Below are 19,611 nucleotides of genomic sequence, written 5' to 3'. Positions count from 1 at the left end.
CCTGCTCCTCCCGGCGTCAGCCTCTCGCTGCGGCGGCCGCGTGCAGCGCGCGGCAGACCGGCGGGGGTGTCCAGCGGCGCCCGCCCCGGCAGCCCGCCGCGAGCGCACCCACCGCCACGATCGTGCCGGCTAGGCCAGCCACCGCGATTCCGGCGGCCCGGCCCCCGGCTAGTTGCTGGACCAGCACGAATACGCCCATGACGACGACGAACCAGCCGAACGCAGTGCGGAGTACGGCCTCGGCGACGCGCCCGGCGAACCGGCCGCCGACGAGGCTGCCGACGACGGCAGCGGTGGTCACCGCGGCCGCGAGGCTCCAGTCGATGCTGACGCTGGGCAGGTAGCCGGCCAGGCCGGCGATGGACTTCATCGCGATGACCACCAGCGAGGTGCCGACAGCCACGGGCATGGGCAGGCCGCCGAGCAGGGCGAGTGCGGGCACCACCAGGAAGCCGCCACCGGCTCCGACGAGCCCGGTGACCAGGCCGACAACGGTGCCGTCCAGCACGACGCGCAGCAGCGGGAGTTCGGGGGACGTGGGTGCGTCGGGAACGTCGCGGCGGCCCCGGATCATCGCGGCCGCCGTGGCGAGCATCATCAGCGCGAAGCCGGTGAGCAGGACCGCTGCCGGGACGAACGCGGCGAGTCGGCCGCCGACGTACGCGCCGGTCATACCGGCGACGCCGAAGATCAGGCCGGTGCGCCAGCGGATCCGGCCGGCCCGAGCGTAGGGCAGCGCACCGACGGCGCTGGTCACGCCGACGACCAGCAGCGAGGTGGCGATCGCTTCCTTCGCCGGTAGGTCGGCGACGTAGACCAGCAGTGGTACGGCGAGGATCGAGCCGCCGCCGCCGAGCAGGCCGAGGCTGATCCCGATGAGGACGGCCAGCCCGAGGGTCAGCGCGAGGCTGCCGGTCACGCCGGCCGTCCGGTGGGCGAGCCGTCGCGCAGTTGGCCGACGATGGTGTCCAGGTCGCAGCCGGCGCCCCGGTTGTACGGGAGCCTGCTGAGCAGCATCCCCATCGCGCAGGTGTTGGTGAACGCGGCGAAGGTGAGGCCGGTGCCGATGAACGCGGCTACCCACTTCAGCCCGGGTACGAACACCGAGGCCAGGATGCTGACCAGCACGATCGAGCCGGCGACCAGGCGGACCTGCCGCTCCAGGTCCCAGCGTGGGGTGCCCTGCTTGATCGGGGCGTTGGCACCCTGCCAGGCCAGCATGCCACCGTTGAGGATCTTGAGGTTGGGTAGCCCGGCTCCGGCGAGCGCCTGCTCGGCCTGCGTAGCGCGGGCGCCAGAGCGGCAGATCAGCACCACGTCCTCGTCGAGGTGGTTGCGCAGTTCCTCGCGGTGCTCCCTGAGCAGGTCGAGCGGCACGTTGTAGGCACCGGGAATGTGCGAGGTCTCGAACTCCGCCGGGGTGCGTACGTCCAGCAGGCGCGGGGCGCGACCGGAGTCGATCAGCTCCCGCAGGGTGGCGGCGTCGAGGGTGGCGGGGCGGGAGGTCTCGGAGGTGGTCATGTTCTCCTCGTTCAGGATTACCGGTGGGGACGGGTTCGGGGACCGGCCGCTCTCCGGTGAGGCGCGGTCCGGTCGGCGACCGGTGGGCGCTCAGGGACGGTCGGGAGCCGGTTCGGCCATGGCGACGCCGGCTGCTTCGGCCTTGTCGAACCGGTCGTCGATTGCGACGACGTCGCGGCCGGCGTTCGCCAGCAGCGAGGCGGCGGCGGTGGCCCGGTAGCCGGAGCCACAGTGCACCCAGACCGTGCCGGCGGGCACGTCGGCGAGGCGCTTCGGCAGGTCGGGTAGCGGGATGTGTACCGCGCCGTCGAGGTGGCCGGCGGTCCACTCGTTGGTCATCCGCACGTCGAGGACGACGTCCGGGGCGGGCAGCCCGGCGGGGGTGGCCCCGGCTCGGGCGGCGGCCAGCGCGGAGAAGTCGGCCATCCGCAGCTCGCGCAGTTGCCCGCGGTCGGTCGCCCACTGCCCGGCCTCGCCGGTGGCTTGGGCGGCGGGTCGGTCGATGCCGATGCGTACCAGCTCGCGCTGGGCGTCGGCGACCTGCGCGGGCGTCTCGGCCAGCAGGGTGATCGGCACCCCCCAGTCGACGAGCCAGCCGAGCCAGGTGGACATCGGTCCGTCGAGGCCGAGGCTGACGGTGCCGGCCAGGTGCGAGGCCGCGTACGCCTTGCGGTGTCGCAGGTCGACGACCCACTGCCCAGCGGCGATGCGCTGCCGCAGTTCGGCGGCGTCGGCGCGGCTCACCGGGGTGAGGTCGACCGGCGCGGGTCCGGCGGCGTTTGCCACGCCCATGTGGGCGTAGTACGCCGGGTAGGCGTCGAGGCCGGCCAGCGTCTCGGTCACGAAGTCGTCGGTGGCCAGCCGCAGCACCGGGTTGATTTGCTTCTCCCGTCCGATGGTCGACTCGGGCGCGTCGGACTGGCTGGCCGAGCAGAAGCTGCCGAACCCGTGGGTGGGCCACACCTCGGCGCCGTCGGGCAGCAGGTCCGCCAGCCGCTTGGCCGAGGCGTGCTGGTGGTGGGCGAGGTCGTGGGCGTGCTGCTTGCCGAGCAGGTCGGTCCGACCGGTGGTGCCGAACAGCAGTGAGCCGCCGGTGAAGACGCCGGCCGGGTACCAGCCGCCGTCGGTGGCCTCGTCGAGGATGTACGACAGGTGGTGGAAGGTGTGCCCTGGCGTCGCGACGACCCGCAGGCGAAGGGAGTCGGAGACGGGAACTGTGTCTCCGTCGGTGACCGCCACCCGGTCGAAGTCGACCTCGTCGGCGGCCGCCACCAGGTATTCGGCACCGGTGAGTCGGGCCAGTTCCAGCCCGCCGGAGACGTAGTCGTTGTGGATGTGCGTCTCGGCCACGTGGGTGATCCGGACGCCCTTCTCGCCAGCGAGGTACAGGATCCGGTCGATGTCCCGCTGCGGGTCGACCACGACGGCCACCTCGCCGTCGTCCGCGAGATAGCTGCGGTCGCCGAGCGACGAGGTCGCGATGACGGACACCTGGACGGTCATGGTCATTCTCCTTGTCTGTGTGTATACCCCGGGGGGTATGTGGAGGGCAGACGTCCGCCCGGCTGACGGGCACGTGCGGACTACCCGCTCCCGGCGCGGTCACGCCGGGAGCGGTCGGCTCCTGGTGGGGCGGCGCCTTCTCGTCTCGGCTCGACGACGATGCGCTGCGGGGTCAGGACAGGGCGAGGAACAGCTTCTCCAGCTCCTCCTCGGTCATTTCGGGCTGCTCGCCCCGCTCTCGGGCGAGGTTGCAGTGGCGCATGCCCGAGGCGATCAGCTTGTAGCCGGCGCGGTCCACCGCCTTCGACACGGCGGCCAGCTGGGTCAGCGTCTCGCGGCAGTCCTGCCCGGTCTCGATCATCTCGATCACGGCGTTCAACTGGCCGCGGGCCCGCTTGAGCCGGGTCAGCGCGTCAGCCGTCATCTCGGGTCGCAACTTCACCTGTCCACCTCCGTCTCCGAACATACCCCTGGGGGTATGGGATCGTCCACTGCCGTTCGGAGCGTCCGAGGCGGGCGCTTCCGCCCTCGAAGCCGCGGTTGCAACGCGTGGCCGCTGGGGAAGGGGACGCTGTTGTCCGCGCAGTCGTCGTTCGACGGCTTTGTCGAGGACTCGGCGATCCAGCTCGCCGAGCACGGCTCGCGCAGGTACGGAGCTTCCCCAGCTCGCCGTCACTGACGACTGACGCCCATGTGGTGCAGGACGTTGCGGGTCAGTGCCTGTAGGCCCGCGTCGATCGCGAGGGCGCCCGGGTAGTTCGTGGAGCCGGCGTTGAACACCCGACCGCCCGTCCGGCGTTCCCAGTAGATGAGGTCGGCGCCGTGACCGGGGTCGGCTCCCCAGTGCGCGACGAAGCGGGGGCCGTGGTCGGCGTGCGCGAGGACGGTCAGTCCGTCGGGGCCCGGTGTCGGCATGCCCTGCACCTCGGGTAGGCCGTCGACCTCGTAGCCGCTCACGGCCGGGCCGTCGTGTGACCTGGTCCCGATCAGGTTTCCGGGCTCGGTTGGCACCAGCTGCGGTTCGTGGAACAGGAAGTGATCGGGTGCGGTGACCGTGAACGGTGCGAACGCGGTCCGGTCCCCGCTGTCGATCCAGCCCAGCGTCTCCAGACCCAGCAGCTCGCTCGGCGGCTGCCCGAGGTGGGACCACTTGCCGCCGGGACGGCCGTCGGTGTGCCAGCGCTCACCCCACTCGTCCGGCGGCAGCCAGGCCACCCCGGTTCCCTCGCCGGGGTGCGTCGTCTTGCGGGTTTCGATGACCTTCGTCTGCCGGTCGTAACTGACGCGCCAGAAGGCGGTGTTGCCGCTGAGGCACACCACGTTGCCGCCGCCGCGCAGGTACGCCTCGACCTTGTCCCGCATGTCCTGCGTCCAGTACTCGTTGTGGCCCACGATCATCAGGGCGGCGAAGCGCTCCAGCAGGCCGGGGTCGGCGTCGAGTTCCGCGTCGGTGACGCACTCGTAGGCGTAGCCCTCGCGCGCCAACCAGGACTCCGCGTGCCGCTCCGGTCGGACCAGGTGCTGGTGGACGGTGGCGTCGCGCAGGTGGCTGCGGTGCACGAAGGGCTGCACCCGTGGCAGTGGCATCCTCAATCCCAGGTTGAAGAACAGCCGGCCGCTGATGTTACGGGTATAGGCGGAGGACATGAGGCCCGGGAGGTTGATCCCGTCGACGGAGCGCCGCGCGTAAGCGGCCCAGGTGAAGGTGGCGTACAACAGCGCGACGGAGCGCGGCCGACGGGGTTGCGGGCGCACCACGACGAAAGGCAACTCCAGCGGATCGTCGTCGGCACCGACCAGGGTCACCCGTACGTGGTAGGTCCCGCTGTCCGCGTCCTGCGGCACCACGATCTCGGCCGCCGCGGGCCATCCGCAGTCGACGAGGTCGTCGGAGGAGAAGCGGACACAGCCGCCCCGGGTCGGGTCGGTGTCCGGGTCGTAGCCCGGTCGGCCGATGGCTCGGGAGGCGGGCGGACCCGGGATGTTCAGCGTGGGGGTGTTGACCAGGGTCAGGTGCCGGTCGTTGCCGCTGACGTCCACCGCGGTCGTGCCCGACCGTTCCCGTAGCGGCCAGTGGGCCAGCAGCGCGTCCGTGGCCACCGGCACGGTCGGCGACATCGCCCGGTCCTCGGTGAGCGTGACCACCTCGTGCCGGGTCAGCGTGCGGGAGAAGAGAGCCACGCTGCTCACGTCGCCGTCCAGCAGATGGTCGACGAGGCCGCTCTGTGCCGCAGCGGCGACGCGCAGCGTGCCGCCCGTCGAGGCGCCCACCGCCGCCGAACCCTCGGCCGCGACGGTGCCGTCGACCCACAGCTGCACCCGTTCGCCGTCGACGGTGAAAGCGAGGTGGACCCACTCTCCGAGCCGGCCCAGCAGGGACGAGCCGGCGAACGTCCAGTTCACCCGGTCGTGGTGCCCGCCGTCGCCGATGTAGCAGCCCGGATGCCCGTCGGCGTCGACGCCGATCGCCCAGCCGCACCGGTCGGGGTAGTCCAGGTCGCTGACGACCGCCGCCCAACTGGACGTCTCCACCGTGGCGGGCAGGTGCCACACACGGACCCAGGCGGAGACCGTCGAGGGACGCTCGGTGGGGCTGTTTGCGGCGACACCGTACGAGCCGGGGTACACGTCGTGCCGGTTGGCCGAGGTCGACGCGGCACGTCCCAGCCAGGTCACCTCGACCCGGTCGGCCGCGTCGTCCGGCTCGGGTAGCAGCAACGCGTCGCGTCCCAGGCGGCCCACGGCGATCTCGTGCGCCGCCGGAGCAGAGAGATGCACCCGAAGCGTCTCGCCCGGGCGTACGCCCAGCGGATCGACGTAGCCCATGAGACTGGCGATCCGGACGGGACGGTGTGCGGGTGCCCGGTGTCCCCTCGGGTCACCGAGGCGCACCTTCCACCCGTTGGTGGGTGCTGCCTGTCGCGCATCTGTTGGCACGGGGTCTCCTGGTCGACGGTGGCGCGGCGGTGGTGGTCGCGCCGCTGATGCGGTGCCGGCCGACCAAAGCGATGGGTGACCAAAGGCCGCTCGTTATCGCGATTTTATTGGACATTGTCCACCGGTTTATCACGGAAAGCGATTAGCGCATTGCGCCGAGTAGTCTTTCGTCTTTGTGTTGTCCCCGATATATGTGACAGGGCGGAAGTGACACCCTTCTCGGTGCGGGGCGGTAGTCGACCCGAAACCTTGCTGTCGGTATCGCGGAAATCACGTACAGGTATCTCCGGCATTCGGGCAATATCACTGAGCATCCAACGGAACTTCTCAAAGTAGGGCTGCGGGGGCTTTCGTCGTAGCGCTCACTGAGTGAATTGCTGCGTTGTCGGGGTGTGACCACGGGGTGTCTGAGTATCCCGATTAATCACTGTCAAATGCCACTATCGCCGATTTTTCGCTTAGTGGGGGCGGGTAGTCTTCGCGCGCGGCACCGAATGCCCGATTGGTCGGAAACCGTGCTGTATCGCAGGTGGAGGCCACACTCGGTCCTGTCGTGACGAGGTGGCTACTCTCCGAAACATTGCTGGTCTCGAATGGACCTACCCGGGTGTAGGCCGTCTGGCCTGGACATTCGCGTCCAGCCATGGCTGAAACATTGTCGTCATATGTAAGACACACATTGCACATGTGTTTTTCACGAGTGGCATGTGAGTAAAGCAGATCGGCGTTGTCGGCGAGTGCGAAAACTGCCTGCTCAAGAGCGGTTTCGGGCAGTGGGGTTGCATTGCCCGTGCCCTTGTGGGTCGTCGGAATCCTCGCCGGGGTATTGGTCCATGCGGCGGCAGAAGGTAATCCCTCTTAAGCGTGTCCGGAGGGTGAACATGTCGTTCTGTAAGGACGACGAAGTGGCGCATGTCACTGCGACCGAAGCTTTCATGGGCGTCGGTCTGGTGTGCGCGTATATACCCGAAACGATCTGGGGGTGAGCAATGGTAACAGGATGATGTAGTAGCCTTTCAGCCCTGTATCCGCTCGCAATGAGCTTGTACGCTCCTCCTGTCGTAACGGGAGGCCCCCGCACTAGCTGCCGTTTTGGATGAAAGTGCTGGTCGGGGGCTGTTTGGCGCACTATCGGGACACACGGGGGTGGTCCATTGGTCTGTCCGTATTGACCTGTATCGCGGCGGCTGCGTAGCTCATGAGAAACGCATGGGTGCGGCGGTCGTGAAAAATGCATGGATCCGGTAGCCAAATTGGTGGAACCGGCCCTGTAGTCACCCCTTCGGTCACTTAACGAAAAGGTTAAGCGTATGCACGACGCCTCTGCACACGCCTCGCACGCACCCGCCTCCGATGTCCCGACACAGGTTTCGAACGGAACGCCACCCCCGGTGCTATCAGGCGCTGCTGATCCGGCCCGTGCCGCCGACGAGCTGTACCGCCGGCTCGTCAGCACGCAACCAGGTCGGCAGCGGCGGAAGCTCATGACCTCGTTCCTGGTGGGCCAGGTGGCTGAGATCGCCGGCCTCGCCCCTACCGATATCGACGAGACGCGGCCGTTCGCGGAACTCGGCCTCACCTCCCAGTCCATCGCCGAGCTGGCGGAACGCCTGCGGGTGGCGACCGGGGCGGAGCTGTCGGCGACGGCCGGCTGGCGCTACCCGTCCATCGCCGCTCTGGGTGACCACGTGGCGGAGCTGATGGGCGTCCAGCTGGATCGCGCGACAGAGAGCGTCGGGCAGAAATGAGCGCGCCCCAGCGAACGGACATCGCGGTAGTCGGTGTGAGCTGCCGGTTCCCGGGCAACGTCCGGGGCCCGGAACAGTTCTGGGAGTTCCTCCGGACGGCGGGGGACGGCATCACTGAGGTTCCACCGGACCGCTGGGACATCGACGAGTTCTACTCGCCGGAATCCCAGGTCCCCGGCCGGATCAGCAGCCGCTGGGGTGGGTACCTGGACCGGGTCGACGTCTTCGACCACGAGTTCTTCTCCATCGCTGAGCGCGAAGCCCAGATGATGGATCCGCAGCACCGGATCTTCCTGGAGTCGGCGTGGGAGGCGTTCCAGGACGCGTCGGTCGATCCGACGACCCTGGCCGGCTCCCGGACCGGCATCGTGCTCGCGATGACCGGCATCGAGTACGCCACCGAGGTCTTCAGCGACCTGAACCGGATCTCCGCGTACTCGGCTCTGGGAACGCTGCCCAGCATGGCCGTCGGCCGGCTGGCCTACATGCTCGACCTGCACGGCCCCGCCACGGTCCTGGACGCCGCGTGCGCCTCGGGGCTGGTGGCCGTCCACCGGGCCTGCCGCGACCTCCAGACCCACGACGCGGACATGATGGTCTGCGGGGCCGTCAACCTGCTGCTCGGCCCCGAGGCGAGCATCGCCCTGTCGCAGCTCAACGAGTCCTTCGTGGGTGACGGGCGGATCAAGGCGTTCGACAAGGACGCCGACGGCTTCGTCCGGGGTGAGGGCTGTGGCGTCCTGGTGCTCAAGCGCCTGGAGGATGCGGTCCGCGACGGTGACCCGATCCGGGCGGTGATCGCGGGCTCGGCCGTCAACCAGGACGGCAGGGGCGCCGGGCTCACCGCTCCCAACGGCGCCGCGCACCGCGACCTGATCCGCCGCGCGCTCGACGACGCCGGGTTGGCACCGAGCGACATCGGCCTGATCGAGGCCCACGGGACCGGCACCAAGCTGGGTGACCCCATCGAGGCCCAGGCCCTTACCGAGGTGTTCGCGGGCGACGGCGGGCCGGATCTCCTCCTGGGATCGGTCAAGTCCAACTTCGGGCACCTGGAGACCGCCGCCGGTATGGCCGGCCTGATCAAGGTCATCCTCGCCGTCGAGAAGGGGTTGGTCCCGCCGACCTGCAACTTCTCCGAGCTGAACCCGCGCATCGACTTCTCCGGCAGCCCGCTGCGGGTCGTCACCCAGGTCGAGCAGTGGCCGGACCGGCCCGCCGGGCGGGTCGCCGGGGTGAACAGCTTCGGCCTCAACGGCACCAACGCCCACGTCATCGTCCGGGAGGCACCGCCGCGCGTGCGCCGTGCGCCCGCCGAGCAGCGTCCGGTCGCCACGCTGGTGCTGTCGGCGAAGACGCCACGGGCGCTGACCAAGACCGCCCGACGTCACCAGGTCTGGCTCCGCGACGACCTCCCGCTCGACACGCAGTGCGCCGCCGCCACCGTCGGGCGCACGCACTTCCGGCACCGCCTGGCCGTGTCCGGTCGAGACGTCCAAGAGGTACGCCGAGCGCTGGCCGAGTACGTGCGGGGTGACTCGCCCGGCCGGCTGCTTGTCGGCCAGGCGGCGAAGGACCCGGAGGTGGCCTTCCTCTTCAGCGGTGCCGGCACCTACTACGACGGTGCCGCCGCCGGGCTGTTGCAGCAGGTGGAGGCGTTCCGTGCCGCGGTCGCCGAGGTCGACGCCGTGACGAGGAAGCTGGCCGGCTGGTCCGTGCTCGAAGCGCTCGAACGGCCCGCGACGGTGGACGACCCGAACGCGCGGACGGAGCACCAGACGCTGCGCCTGTTCGCCATCGAGTACGCCCTGGCCACCACCTGGCGGTCCTGGGGTGTGGAACCGGCGGCGCTGATCGGGCACTCCCTGGGCGAGTACGTCGCCGCGACGTTCGCCGGTGTGCTGGATCTGGAGCAGGGGATCGGGCTGGTCCTGGAACGCTCGCGCCTGCTCGACGGCCTCGACGCACCGGGCGTGATGGCCGGCGTGTTCGCCGCCGAGGCGGAGGTGACGTCGATCCTCCGCTCGCACCCGAAGACCGCCGACGTCGTCATCTCCGCGGTCAACGCCGCTACCCAGGTGACGCTCTCCGGCGATCCGGAGGGCGTCGAGCAGGCCACACGCATGTTGCGCGAGGCCGGCTTCGAGGTCCGTCCGGTCGACGCGAACCGGTCGGGTCACAGCCCACTGGTCGAGCCGATCCTCGCCCCGCTGCGCGACTACTGCCGAGGGCTGGAGATGGCACCCCCGGCGATTCCGCTGGTCTCCAACGTCACCGGCCGACCCATGCCGTGGGACCAGGCGCCGGACCCGGACTACTGGTGTCGCCACACCCGTTCCCCGGTGCGGTTCGCCGACGGTGTGTCCTACCTGGCCGAGTTGGGGATCTCCACGTTCATCGAGGTGGGCCCCGGTGCCGAGCTGCTCGGTATGGCGCTGGGCAACTTCGCCGCCGGCGACGACGTCCTCATGGTGCCGAGCCTTCGCCGCCGCCAGGACGACCTGGGGGCGATCAGTACCGCGCTGACCCGGCTGTACGTCCGTGGCGTGAACATCGACTGGTCCGCGTTCTACCGCGGCGTCGACCACCACGGTGTCACCGCGCCGACCTACCCGTTCGAGCCGGTGAGGTGCTGGCACGGCATCGACTCGGCGGCCCGGCGCACGCGGACGGACAGCGTCGCCGACCAGGTCGACAGCCCCCGCGTGGACGACGGCCCGGTCGACGTCCCGAGTGGCGAGACGGCAGCGGCGGTCTTCGCGGTCACCCGCGAGGAACTGGCCAGCCGGTCGCCGAGGGAGGCGAAGGACCTGCTGGTGCAGCAGCTCACCGCAGCGCTGACCACCGCCATGGGCTTCTCCAACACGGAGATCGACCCCGACGTCACGCTCACCGAGCAGGGCGTCGACTCGCTGATGGCGATCGAGCTGCACAACGCCGTCCAGGGTGCGCTGGCAGTCGACCTCACCATGACCGACTTCCTCCGGGACGCCACGGTCAGCGGCCTGGCGTCGACCATCCTCGCCAGGATCGAACAGTCACGGACGGACGAGCCGGCCCAGAGTCCGATCGCCGTCATCGACCGCCGTCAGCTCATGGCAGAGCAGCTGCTCAGCCGGTTGAGCACTGAGGAAAACGGGACGAGCGCATGACGCAGGACTTCGACGAGCGCCTGGCCCGGTTGACGCCGGAGCAGCGTGCGCGCTTCGAGCAGTTGTTGGCCGAGCAGGACCAGAGCGTCAGTTTCCCGCTCTCCGTCCTGCAGGAGGGCATGTGGTTCCTTGAGCAGCTCCAGCCGGGCAACCCCGCGTACATCGGGGTCTCGGCGGTGGAGATCGCGGGACACCGCCTGGACGTGGGTGTCCTGGAGCGGGCCTTCGAACAGGTGGCGCGGGTCCACGAGGTGACCCGGACGACGTTCACCGTCCAGGACGGCCGTCCGGTCCAGGTGGTGTCGGCACCGGCGAAGGTGTCGATACCCGAGATCGACATGCCGGGTGCCGACGACCGGGCGGTCGCCGAGCGGGCGTGGCAGGCCGTGGCGGCGGAGGGCTTCGACATCCAGGTGTCGCCGCCGCTGCGCTTCGCGGTCATCCACACCAGCCCACAGCGGTCCGTGCTCGCTGCCGCCGCGCACCACCTGATCTTCGACCGGCAGGCGTTCGGGATTCTGCTCGGGATCCTGTCCGACGCCTACCTGGCCCTGCTCGACGGCAAGCCCGCCGAGGTCGCCGCGCCGCGCATCCAGTACGGCGACTTCGCCGCCTGGCAGCAGCAACAGCGGGCCGGTGGCGCGTGGGCCAAGGAACTCGCCTACTGGCGTCGGGAACTCCAGGGCGCACCCGCGTCGCTCGACCTGCCGGTCGACCGGCCCCGTCCGCTGGTGCAGGGGATGCGGGGTGAGCAGGTCCCGGTCACCCTGAGCGCGCAGCTCATGGAGGGGATCGCCACGCGGGCCCGGGAGACCGGCGCCACCCCGTACATGGTGCTGCTGACCGCCTTCATGATCGTCCTTCGTGGTTGGAGCGGGCAGGAGGACCTCGTCGTCGGCTCACCGGCGTCGAGCCGCGACCGGCCCGAACTCGGCGACCTGCTGGGCTACTTCATCAACGTGCTGCCGATCCGCGCCGGGATCCGTCACGACGACAGCGTCCGTACCGTCATCGGCGACGTCCGTCGGGCCTGCCTGGGTGCCTACGAGTACCACGACGTGCCGTTCGACCTGGTGGTGGCGGACCTCAACATCGCGCGTGACCTGAGCCGGCCGCCGGTGTTCCAGGCGAGCTTCACCTACGGCCGCGAACCCGTGCCGGGCAACGGCTTCGGGGGACAGCTGCGTCGCCTGGAGACGCCCAGCGAGGGATCCCGGTTCGACCTCGAGATCCAGGCGTTCCACCATGACGCCGAGCTCGAGGGCTGGCTCGAGTACGACCGGGACCTCTTCGACCGGGCGACGATGGAGCGGCTCGTCCGCCACTTCCGCAACGTCTGCGCGGAGATCGTGGCCGACATCGACCGGCCGGTCGGCGAGATCGACCTGATCGACGCGCAGGAGCGCCACCAGTTGGTGGCGGAGTTCAACTCCACCGACACCGCGTGGCCGGAGCGTCCCCGCTGGGTGGACGAGTGCTTCGCCGACCGCGTCGTCGACCAGCCGGGTCAGCCGGCGGTGGTGTTCGGGACGGAGCAGCTCACCTACGCACAGCTCGACGAGCGGTCCAACCGGCTCGCCCACGCGTTGATCGCCGCCGGGGTGGGCCGGGACCGGATCGTCGCCCTCGCCCTGCCGCGCAGCATCGACCTCGTCGTGGCGGTGCTGGCTGTGATCAAGGCGGGGGGCGCCTACCTCCCGCTCGACCTGGACTATCCGTCGGCCCGCATCGCGGGGATCGTGGACGGGGCACGTCCGGTCGTCCTGCTCACGCAGTCGGCGCAGGCGTCCCGACTGACCGATCTCGACGTCCCGGTCTGGGCCCTGGACACCGAGGTCGACCGGCTCGCGGCCATGCCGACGGCCCGCCCGGAGGTGACCCACACCCCGGACGACGCCGCCTACGTCATCTACACCTCCGGATCGACGGGCCAGCCCAAGGGCGTGATCAATACGCATCGCGGGTTGAGCAACCGCCTCTGGTGGATGCAGCAGGCGATGCCGATCGGCACCTCGGACCGGGTCATGCAGAAGACCCCGTACACCTTCGACGTGTCGGTCTGGGAATTCCTGTGGCCGCTCATGACGGGTGCCGCGATCGTCGTGGCGGCACCCGACGGGCACCGCGACCCGGAGTACCTCGCGTCCGAGATCCGGCGGACCGGGGTCACCACGCTCCACTTCGTACCGTCGATGCTCCGGGCCTTCCTCGACTCGGTGGGCGAGGTGCCCGCGTCGGTCCGCCGGGTGGTCTGTAGTGGGGAGGCGCTGAGCGCCAGCCTGCGCGACCGGGTACTCGACTCGTCCGACGCCGACCTCTACAACCTGTACGGGCCGACCGAGGCGGCCATCGACGTCACCTGGTGGGACTGCCGACGGGAACCGCGTACTCCGGTGGTCCCGATCGGCAGGCCGATCGCGAACACCCAGGTGCACCTGCTCGACGAGCAGGGACGGCTGGTGCCGTTGGGGGCGCGCGGGGAGATCTGCCTCGGCGGCGACAACCTGGCGCGCGGATACCTCGGCCGCCCCGACCTGACCGCCGAACGCTTCGTCGAGAACACCGTCGACCCGGCTCGCAGCCCCCGGCTCTACCGGACCGGGGACCTCGGTCGCCGACGTGCCGACGGTGTCATCGAATACCTGGGTCGCCTCGACGACCAGGTCAAGCTACGCGGTCAGCGCATCGAACTGGGCGAGATCGAGTCCGTCGCGCTGCGGCACCCGGCCGTGTCCGCGGCAGTCGTGGTCATGCGCGAGGTCCGGCCCGGGGACGAGCGGCTCATCGCGTACCTGGTCGCCGCCGCCGGAGCCGACGCCGACACCGAAGCGGTCCGCGACCACCTGCGTACGCACCTGCCCGACTACATGGTCCCGGCGCACACCGTCTGGTTGGACGCGATACCGCTCAACCGCAGCGGTAAGGCCGACCGGAAGGCGTTGCCCGACCCGGTCCTGACCCGGGAACCGGGCCGCGACTACGTGCCGCCGGCCGACGACCTGGAGGAGCGGATCGCGGCGCTGTGGGTCGACGTCCTCGGCGTCGACCAGGTGGGACGCGACGACAACTTCTTCGACCTCGGCGGTCATTCGCTGCTTCTCACCAAATTGCGCGATCGGCTGGCCGCCGACCTCGGTCACGAGGTGAGCCTCGTGGACCTGTTCCAGAACCCGACCGTCGCCTCCCTCGCCCGCCTCCTGGCGGGTGGCGGGGACGACGCGCCCGTCGCGGTCGCGGACCGCGCGGTCGACCGCGCCGCGAAGCGCCGCGGTTCCCTCGCCTCTCGTCGCGCGTCCGCGGCGCGACGGTCCGCCGCCTCCAGCACACGAGAAGGTTCATGAAATATGTCCCAGGACACAGATCTCCCACGCGTAGCAGTCATCGGCTTGGCCGGTCGGTTTCCGGGTGCGAACGACATCGACGACTTCTGGCGCGGTGTCGTCACCGGCCGGGACTGCCTGACGAGGTTCGACCACGAGTCGGCCGCCGAGCCGGGGCAGGTCCCGGTCAAGGGTGTGCTGGAAGGGGCGGATCTGTTCGACGCGGGACTGTTCGGTTTCAGCCCGAGAGAGGCTGAGGTCCTCGACCCGCAGCAGCGGATCTTCCTGGAGTGCTCGTTCGCGGCGCTCGACGACGCCGGCATCGTCCCCGCCTCCTTCGACGGCCGGGTCGGTGTGTTCGGCGGCTCCTCGCTGAACACGTACCTCATGAACAACGTGCTGCCGGACACCACGGCGATGTCCTCGCTGGGCCCGTACCAGGTGATGCAGGCCAGCGACAAGGACTTCCTCTGCACCCGCGTCGCCTACAAGCTCGGGCTCACCGGACCGGCCATGACGGTCCAGACCGCCTGCTCGACGTCGCTGACCGCGGTCCACCTGGCCTGCCAGAGCCTGCTGGCCGGTGAGTGCGACGCGGCGCTGGCCGGAGGCGTGAGCATCGGTGCGCCGCTGGAGCAGGGCTACCCGTACCAGGAGGGCGGCATCGCCAGCCCGGACGGGACGTGTCGGCCGTTCGACGCCGAGGCCAACGGGACCGTGCCCGGCAACGGTGTCGGCGTCGTGGTGCTGCGCCGCCTGGAAGACGCGATCGAGGACGGCGACACCATCCTCGCCGTGATCCGAGGGACGGCGGTCAACAACGACGGTGGACACAAGGCCGGCTACACCGCGCCGAGTGTCGACGGTCAGGCGTCGGTGATCCGGGAGGCCCTCGCCGTCGCCGGGGTCGGTCCGGAGGAGATCGATTACCTGGAGGCGCACGGCACCGCTACCGATCTGGGCGACATGATCGAGGTCGCGGCCCTGCGTCAGGTGTTCGGCGAGACGTCGGCCACCCCGCGGGTGCTCGGGGCCGTCAAGGGCAACGTCGGCCACCTGGACGCCGCCGCCGGGATCTGCGGCTTCATCAAGACCGTCCTGTCGCTGGTCAACGAGTGCCACGCTCCCACCGCCCACTTCACCTCGCCGAACCCCCGGCTCGCGCTGGACACCAGCGGGTTCGAGGTGCTGAGTGAAGCCCGGCCCTGGCCGCGCGGCAGCCGGCCACGCATCGCCGGGGTCAGCTCGTTCGGGATCGGCGGGACCAACGTCCACGTCATCCTGGAGGAGGCGCCGCAGCTGGCATCGGCGTCCCCGGCCACGAGCGACGACGAACCGCTGCTCTTCGAGCTGTCCTCCAGCAGCGCGCAGGCCGTGGTGGAGACCGGCCACCGCCTCGCCACGCACCTGGAGGAACAGCGCCCCGCCCTCGCGGAGGTCACGGCTGCCCTGTCGCGCCGCCGCGACCTCGACTGGCGGGCGGCCGTCGTGGCCACCGGCCACGACGAAGCGGTCCGCCGGCTGCGCGATCTGGACCCCGGTCAGGTGGTACGGAGCCGCCCGCGTCGCCGCGTGATCTTCATGTTCCCCGGACAGGGTGCCCAGTACCCCGGCATGGCCGCCGGGCTGTACGCCGCCGACGAGACCTTCGCGCGCGCCTTCGACGAGTGCGCGGCGGCCTTCAAGGAGCAGGCCGGTCTGGACCTGGCCGACCTGGTCCTCGGCGAGCGCACCCCGCAGGCCGACGAGCGGTTGGCCCGGACCGAGTTCACCCAGCCGGCGTTGTTCACCGTCGAGTACGCGCTGGCCCGCGCCTGGATGTCGGTGGGTGTCGAGCCGGCGGCGATGGTCGGGCACAGCATCGGCGAGTACGTCGCGGCCTGCCTGGCGGGGGTCATGGACCTGCCCGACGCGGTCCGCCTGGTCGCGGCCCGGGGACGCCTGGTCCAGACGATGCCGACCGGCGGCATGCTCGGGGTGACGCTCCCCGCGTCCGACGTGACGAAGCTGCTCGCCGAAGAGGCCCCGGACTGTGTCGTCGCGGCGGTCAACGCGCCGGAACTGGTGGCGGTCTCCGGGCCGGTGGACTCCATCACCCGGCTGGAGAAGCACCTGGACTCGGCCGGTGTCGGTAACCGCAGGCTGCACACCTCGCACGGATTCCACAGCCCGGCGATGGAGGGGGCGGTCGAGCCGCTCAGCGCGGTCGTGGCCACGGCGACGCTGCGCGCGCCGAACATCCCGTTCTACTCGAACACCAGCGGATCGCTGATCACCCCGGAGCAGGCCCAGGACCCCGGGTACTGGGGACGGCACGTGCGGGAGCCGGTGCTCTTCGCCGACGCGATCGCCGAGCTGCTGACCGACGACCGTACGGTGCTGCTGGAGGTGGGACCGGGCCGTACGCTGGGCGACCTCGTACGCCTGCGTCCCGACCGGGCTCCCGACCACGTCGTGGTCTCCTCGCTGCGCCACCCGAACGACCGGGTCAGCGACCGGGAGACCATGCTGGCCGCTGCGGGGACGTTGTGGGCGGCCGGTGTCGAGTTCGACCACCACCGCCTCGCGCCGACGTCCGCGCGACGGGCCCGGCAGGTGCCGGCCCGCGCGCTGACCCGCGAGCGCTACTGGATCCACCCCGAGACCCGGGCGGTGGGTACGGCTTCGGCCGATGCCTCGGCGACCGGCCCGGTCGTCGTGCCGACCTGGCGTCGAGCCGCCGCCAAGCCGGTCGGCGAGGGCCGCCCCGAACAGCGTTGGGTGGTGCTCGACGACTCCACCGGACTCGGCGACGCGCTCGCACGGGCCCTCGACGCGTCCGGCCGCGCGGTCCGCCGGATCGGACCGTCGGAACTGGACGGACCGGCACTGACGCGACACATCTCAGAGGCCCTCGCCGACGGCGGAACCGAACTGGTGGCCGTGGTCGTACCGGGTGAGGCGGCTGACGAGGCCGACGGACGTCGGCGCACCGCGCAACGGCTGATCGACCTGTCCCAGGCGGTGGAGGGGCTCGACCCCGAGACGCCGCTGACGGTCGCCACGCTCACCCGAGGGGTCTTCGACGTACTCGGCGACGAGCGGACGGTGGTCACCGACGCCATCGGTCAGGGCCTCGTCGCCGGGCTGGCGCACGAGCGCCCCCGCTCCCGCCAACTGGTCGTGGACATCCCCGGGGACGACCCGTGGATTCCGGCGGTGGTGGCGGCGCTCACCGCGCACAGCGGCGTCGTCGCGGTGCGCGGGCGGCACTGCTGGATCCGGGAGTACGCCCCGGCTGTCACCTCTCCCGGGCACTCGCTGCTCCGCGACGGTGGGACGTACCTGATCACCGGAGGATTGGGTGGCGTCGGTCTGGCGCTGGCGCAGCACATCGCCTCCCGGGTGACCCGGCCCACCCTGGTCCTGGTCGGCCGGCGCGGCGAGGTCGCCGGTGAACTGGCGGAGCAGTTGAAGTCGGTCGCCGAGCTGGCGGAGGTCGTCACCCTGGCCTGCGACGTGTCCGACCCGGCGGCGGTGGCCCGCCTGGTGGACGACCTCGCCGACCGTGGTCACCGGCTCGACGGCGTGATCCACGCCGCCGGGGTCAGCGGTGGCGCCATGGTGGCCCGGTCGACCGTCGACAGCGTCGACGACGTGGTGCGTCCCAAGCTCGACGGAGCCCGTGCCGTGGCGTCCGCGTTCGCCGACCACCAGCTCGACTTCCTCATGCTGTGCTCGTCCCTGACGGTCACCACCGGTGGCTTCGGGCAGGGCGACTACGCCGCGGCCAACGCCGCGCTCGACGCGCTCGCCACCCAGGGGCTGGCCGGGCATCCGGTCGTGTCGGTGCAGTGGGGGCGCTGGGAGGGCGTCGGGATGGCATCGGCGATGCCGGTCGGGGCGCCGGGCCGTTCCGACTCGTCGGGGTCGGACCACCCCCTGATCGGCTCCCGGAACGTGGTGTCCGAGTCGGAGGAGGTCCTCACGACGACCCTGCGTACCGACAAGGACTGGGTGGTCGACGACCACCGCCTCATGGGCCACGGGCTCGTCCCGGGCACCGCCTACCTGGAGATCGTGCGAGCCGCTCTCGCCGACCGCGCGGGCGGGGGCACGGTCGAACTGCACGACATCATGTTCGTCCAGCCGGTCGTCGTGCCCGACGGTGCCGAACGCACCATCCACACCACCGTGCGGGAGGTGGGTGAGGGCAACGTCGAATTCACCATCCGCAGCCGCGACACGAGCGGTGGGGTCTGGCAGGCACACGCCACCGGATGGGCGCGGATCGCCGACGCCGTCGAGGACACCTACCGCGACCTGGCCGAGGTGCGTGCCCAATGCCGCGTCCGGGAGACCCTGGGATCGCGTCAGGAGATCCTCGAACGGGCCCGCGCGGAGCGGTGGACCGACGGTCCGCTCCGGTTCCAGGTCGGCCCCCGGTGGGAGGTCCTGGACACGTTGGAGCTGGGCGAGGGACACGTGCTGGCCCGGCTGGCCCTCAACGAGCGGTTCTGGGACGACGTCGACACGCACCACCTGCACCCCGCCCTCCTCGACATGGCGGTGGGCGTCTTCCGGATCGACGCCGACGACCCGAACTACCTGCCGTTGAGCTACGGCGCCGTCCGGCAGCACCACCCCCTGACGCCGGTGATCTGGTGCCACGCGTGGGCGGCCGAGCGGAACCGGGACTCCGTCGAGACGCTCTCGTGCGACATGGAGATCCTCGACGCCGAGGGGAAGGTGCTCGTCGAGATCACCGACTACTCGGTCAAGCGCGTACACGACGTCGACTCCCTCATGGAGCAGATCACCGGCAGCGTCGAGGCGGCCCGCGCGCTCGTCGACCGTCCGGCTGAGCCGGACGTCCTGGACGAACTCTCGCGCGGTCTGGACCTGGCGACCGCCCGAGCCGCGTTCGACACCGTGCTGGCCTGCCGGGACCTGCCCCGCCACGTGCTCGTCACGCCACGTCCGGTGGCGGCGATGGTGGCGTTGGCGGAACGGGCCACCGAGGTGCTGTTCGGGGTGTCCGACCAGTCGGAACAGGCGGGCAGCCGCCATCCTCGGCCGGCCCTCGACACGCCCCTGGTCGAGCCGCGTACCCCGATCGAGGCGGACATCGCGGCGATCTGGGAGGAGACGCTCGGCATCGACCAGGTGGGTGTGCTCGACGACTTCTTCGCATTGGGCGGCCACTCCATCGCCGCCGTGCAGATCGGCACCCGGGTGCGCAGCCGCCTTGGCGTGTCCTTCGACCTCAAGGACTTCTACGGCACGCCCACGGTGGCGCACCTCGCGGAGCTCATCGCGGGAGCCGGGGACGCCGCGCCGGAGGCTGTGCCGCTGGTCCGGGTCGCCGACGAGATCGACGACATGGTCACCGACATGACCCCTGAGGAGATCGACCGACAGCTGCGAGCGATGCTCGCGGAAGGGCACTGA

General features: G+C 70.6%; 9 protein-coding genes. 4 read left to right on the top strand and 5 right to left on the bottom strand.

What is annotated here, in order from left to right; translation table 11 throughout:
- Window positions 1-16: 16 nt before the first annotated feature.
- The 5 genes from FF096_RS04035 to FF096_RS04015 all read right to left on the bottom strand — a co-directional run bounded on the left by FF096_RS04035 (window position 17) and on the right by FF096_RS04015 (window position 5,961).
- Window positions 17-919, bottom strand: a complete 903-nt coding sequence (locus FF096_RS04035; protein ID WP_309222629.1) for a sulfite exporter TauE/SafE family protein — start codon at window positions 917-919, stop codon at window positions 17-19.
- The gene (locus FF096_RS04030) at window positions 916-1,521 is read right to left on the bottom strand and encodes a rhodanese-like domain-containing protein (protein ID WP_155215057.1); all 606 of its coding nucleotides are present in this window, start codon (window positions 1,519-1,521) and stop codon (window positions 916-918) included. The genes FF096_RS04035 and FF096_RS04030 overlap by 4 nt, the downstream gene beginning before the upstream one ends.
- Before the next feature lie 90 nt (window positions 1,522-1,611).
- Entirely contained in the window at window positions 1,612-3,024 is a 1,413-nt protein-coding gene (locus FF096_RS04025) for an MBL fold metallo-hydrolase (protein WP_155215056.1), read from the bottom strand.
- A gap of 172 nt (window positions 3,025-3,196) precedes the next feature.
- The gene (locus tag FF096_RS04020; protein WP_309222628.1) at window positions 3,197-3,466 is read right to left on the bottom strand and encodes a metal-sensitive transcriptional regulator; all 270 of its coding nucleotides are present in this window, start codon (window positions 3,464-3,466) and stop codon (window positions 3,197-3,199) included.
- A gap of 230 nt (window positions 3,467-3,696) precedes the next feature.
- A complete protein-coding gene (locus tag FF096_RS04015) occupies window positions 3,697-5,961 on the bottom strand; it encodes a N,N-dimethylformamidase beta subunit family domain-containing protein (protein ID WP_155215055.1) in 2,265 nt (754 codons plus the stop codon).
- Window positions 5,962-7,352: 1,391 nt separating this feature from the next.
- Between FF096_RS04015 and FF096_RS04010 the strand changes: the two genes are divergently transcribed.
- From FF096_RS04010 to FF096_RS03995, 4 genes are read left to right on the top strand one after another with little or no spacing between them, the layout of a single operon-like run.
- On the top strand, window positions 7,353-7,709 hold the full coding sequence (locus tag FF096_RS04010) for an acyl carrier protein (RefSeq protein ID WP_196222450.1): 357 nt from the start codon (window positions 7,353-7,355) through the stop codon (window positions 7,707-7,709).
- Window positions 7,706-10,861, top strand: coding sequence for a type I polyketide synthase (locus tag FF096_RS04005; protein WP_155215053.1), 3,156 nt, complete (start codon window positions 7,706-7,708; stop codon window positions 10,859-10,861). Before FF096_RS04010 ends, FF096_RS04005 begins: the two co-directional genes overlap by 4 nt.
- Complete coding sequence (locus FF096_RS04000) at window positions 10,858-14,202, top strand: non-ribosomal peptide synthetase (protein WP_155215052.1); 3,345 nt, start codon at window positions 10,858-10,860, stop codon at window positions 14,200-14,202. Before FF096_RS04005 ends, FF096_RS04000 begins: the two co-directional genes overlap by 4 nt.
- Before the next feature lie 3 nt (window positions 14,203-14,205).
- Window positions 14,206-19,611, top strand: a complete 5,406-nt coding sequence (locus tag FF096_RS03995) for a type I polyketide synthase (RefSeq protein WP_155215051.1) — start codon at window positions 14,206-14,208, stop codon at window positions 19,609-19,611.

Source organism: Micromonospora sp. CP22, assembly GCF_009712475.1.
Classification (GTDB): domain Bacteria; phylum Actinomycetota; class Actinomycetes; order Mycobacteriales; family Micromonosporaceae; genus Micromonospora.
Note: the sequence above shows the minus strand (reverse complement) of the source record. Positions and strands in the feature narration are given on the sequence as shown.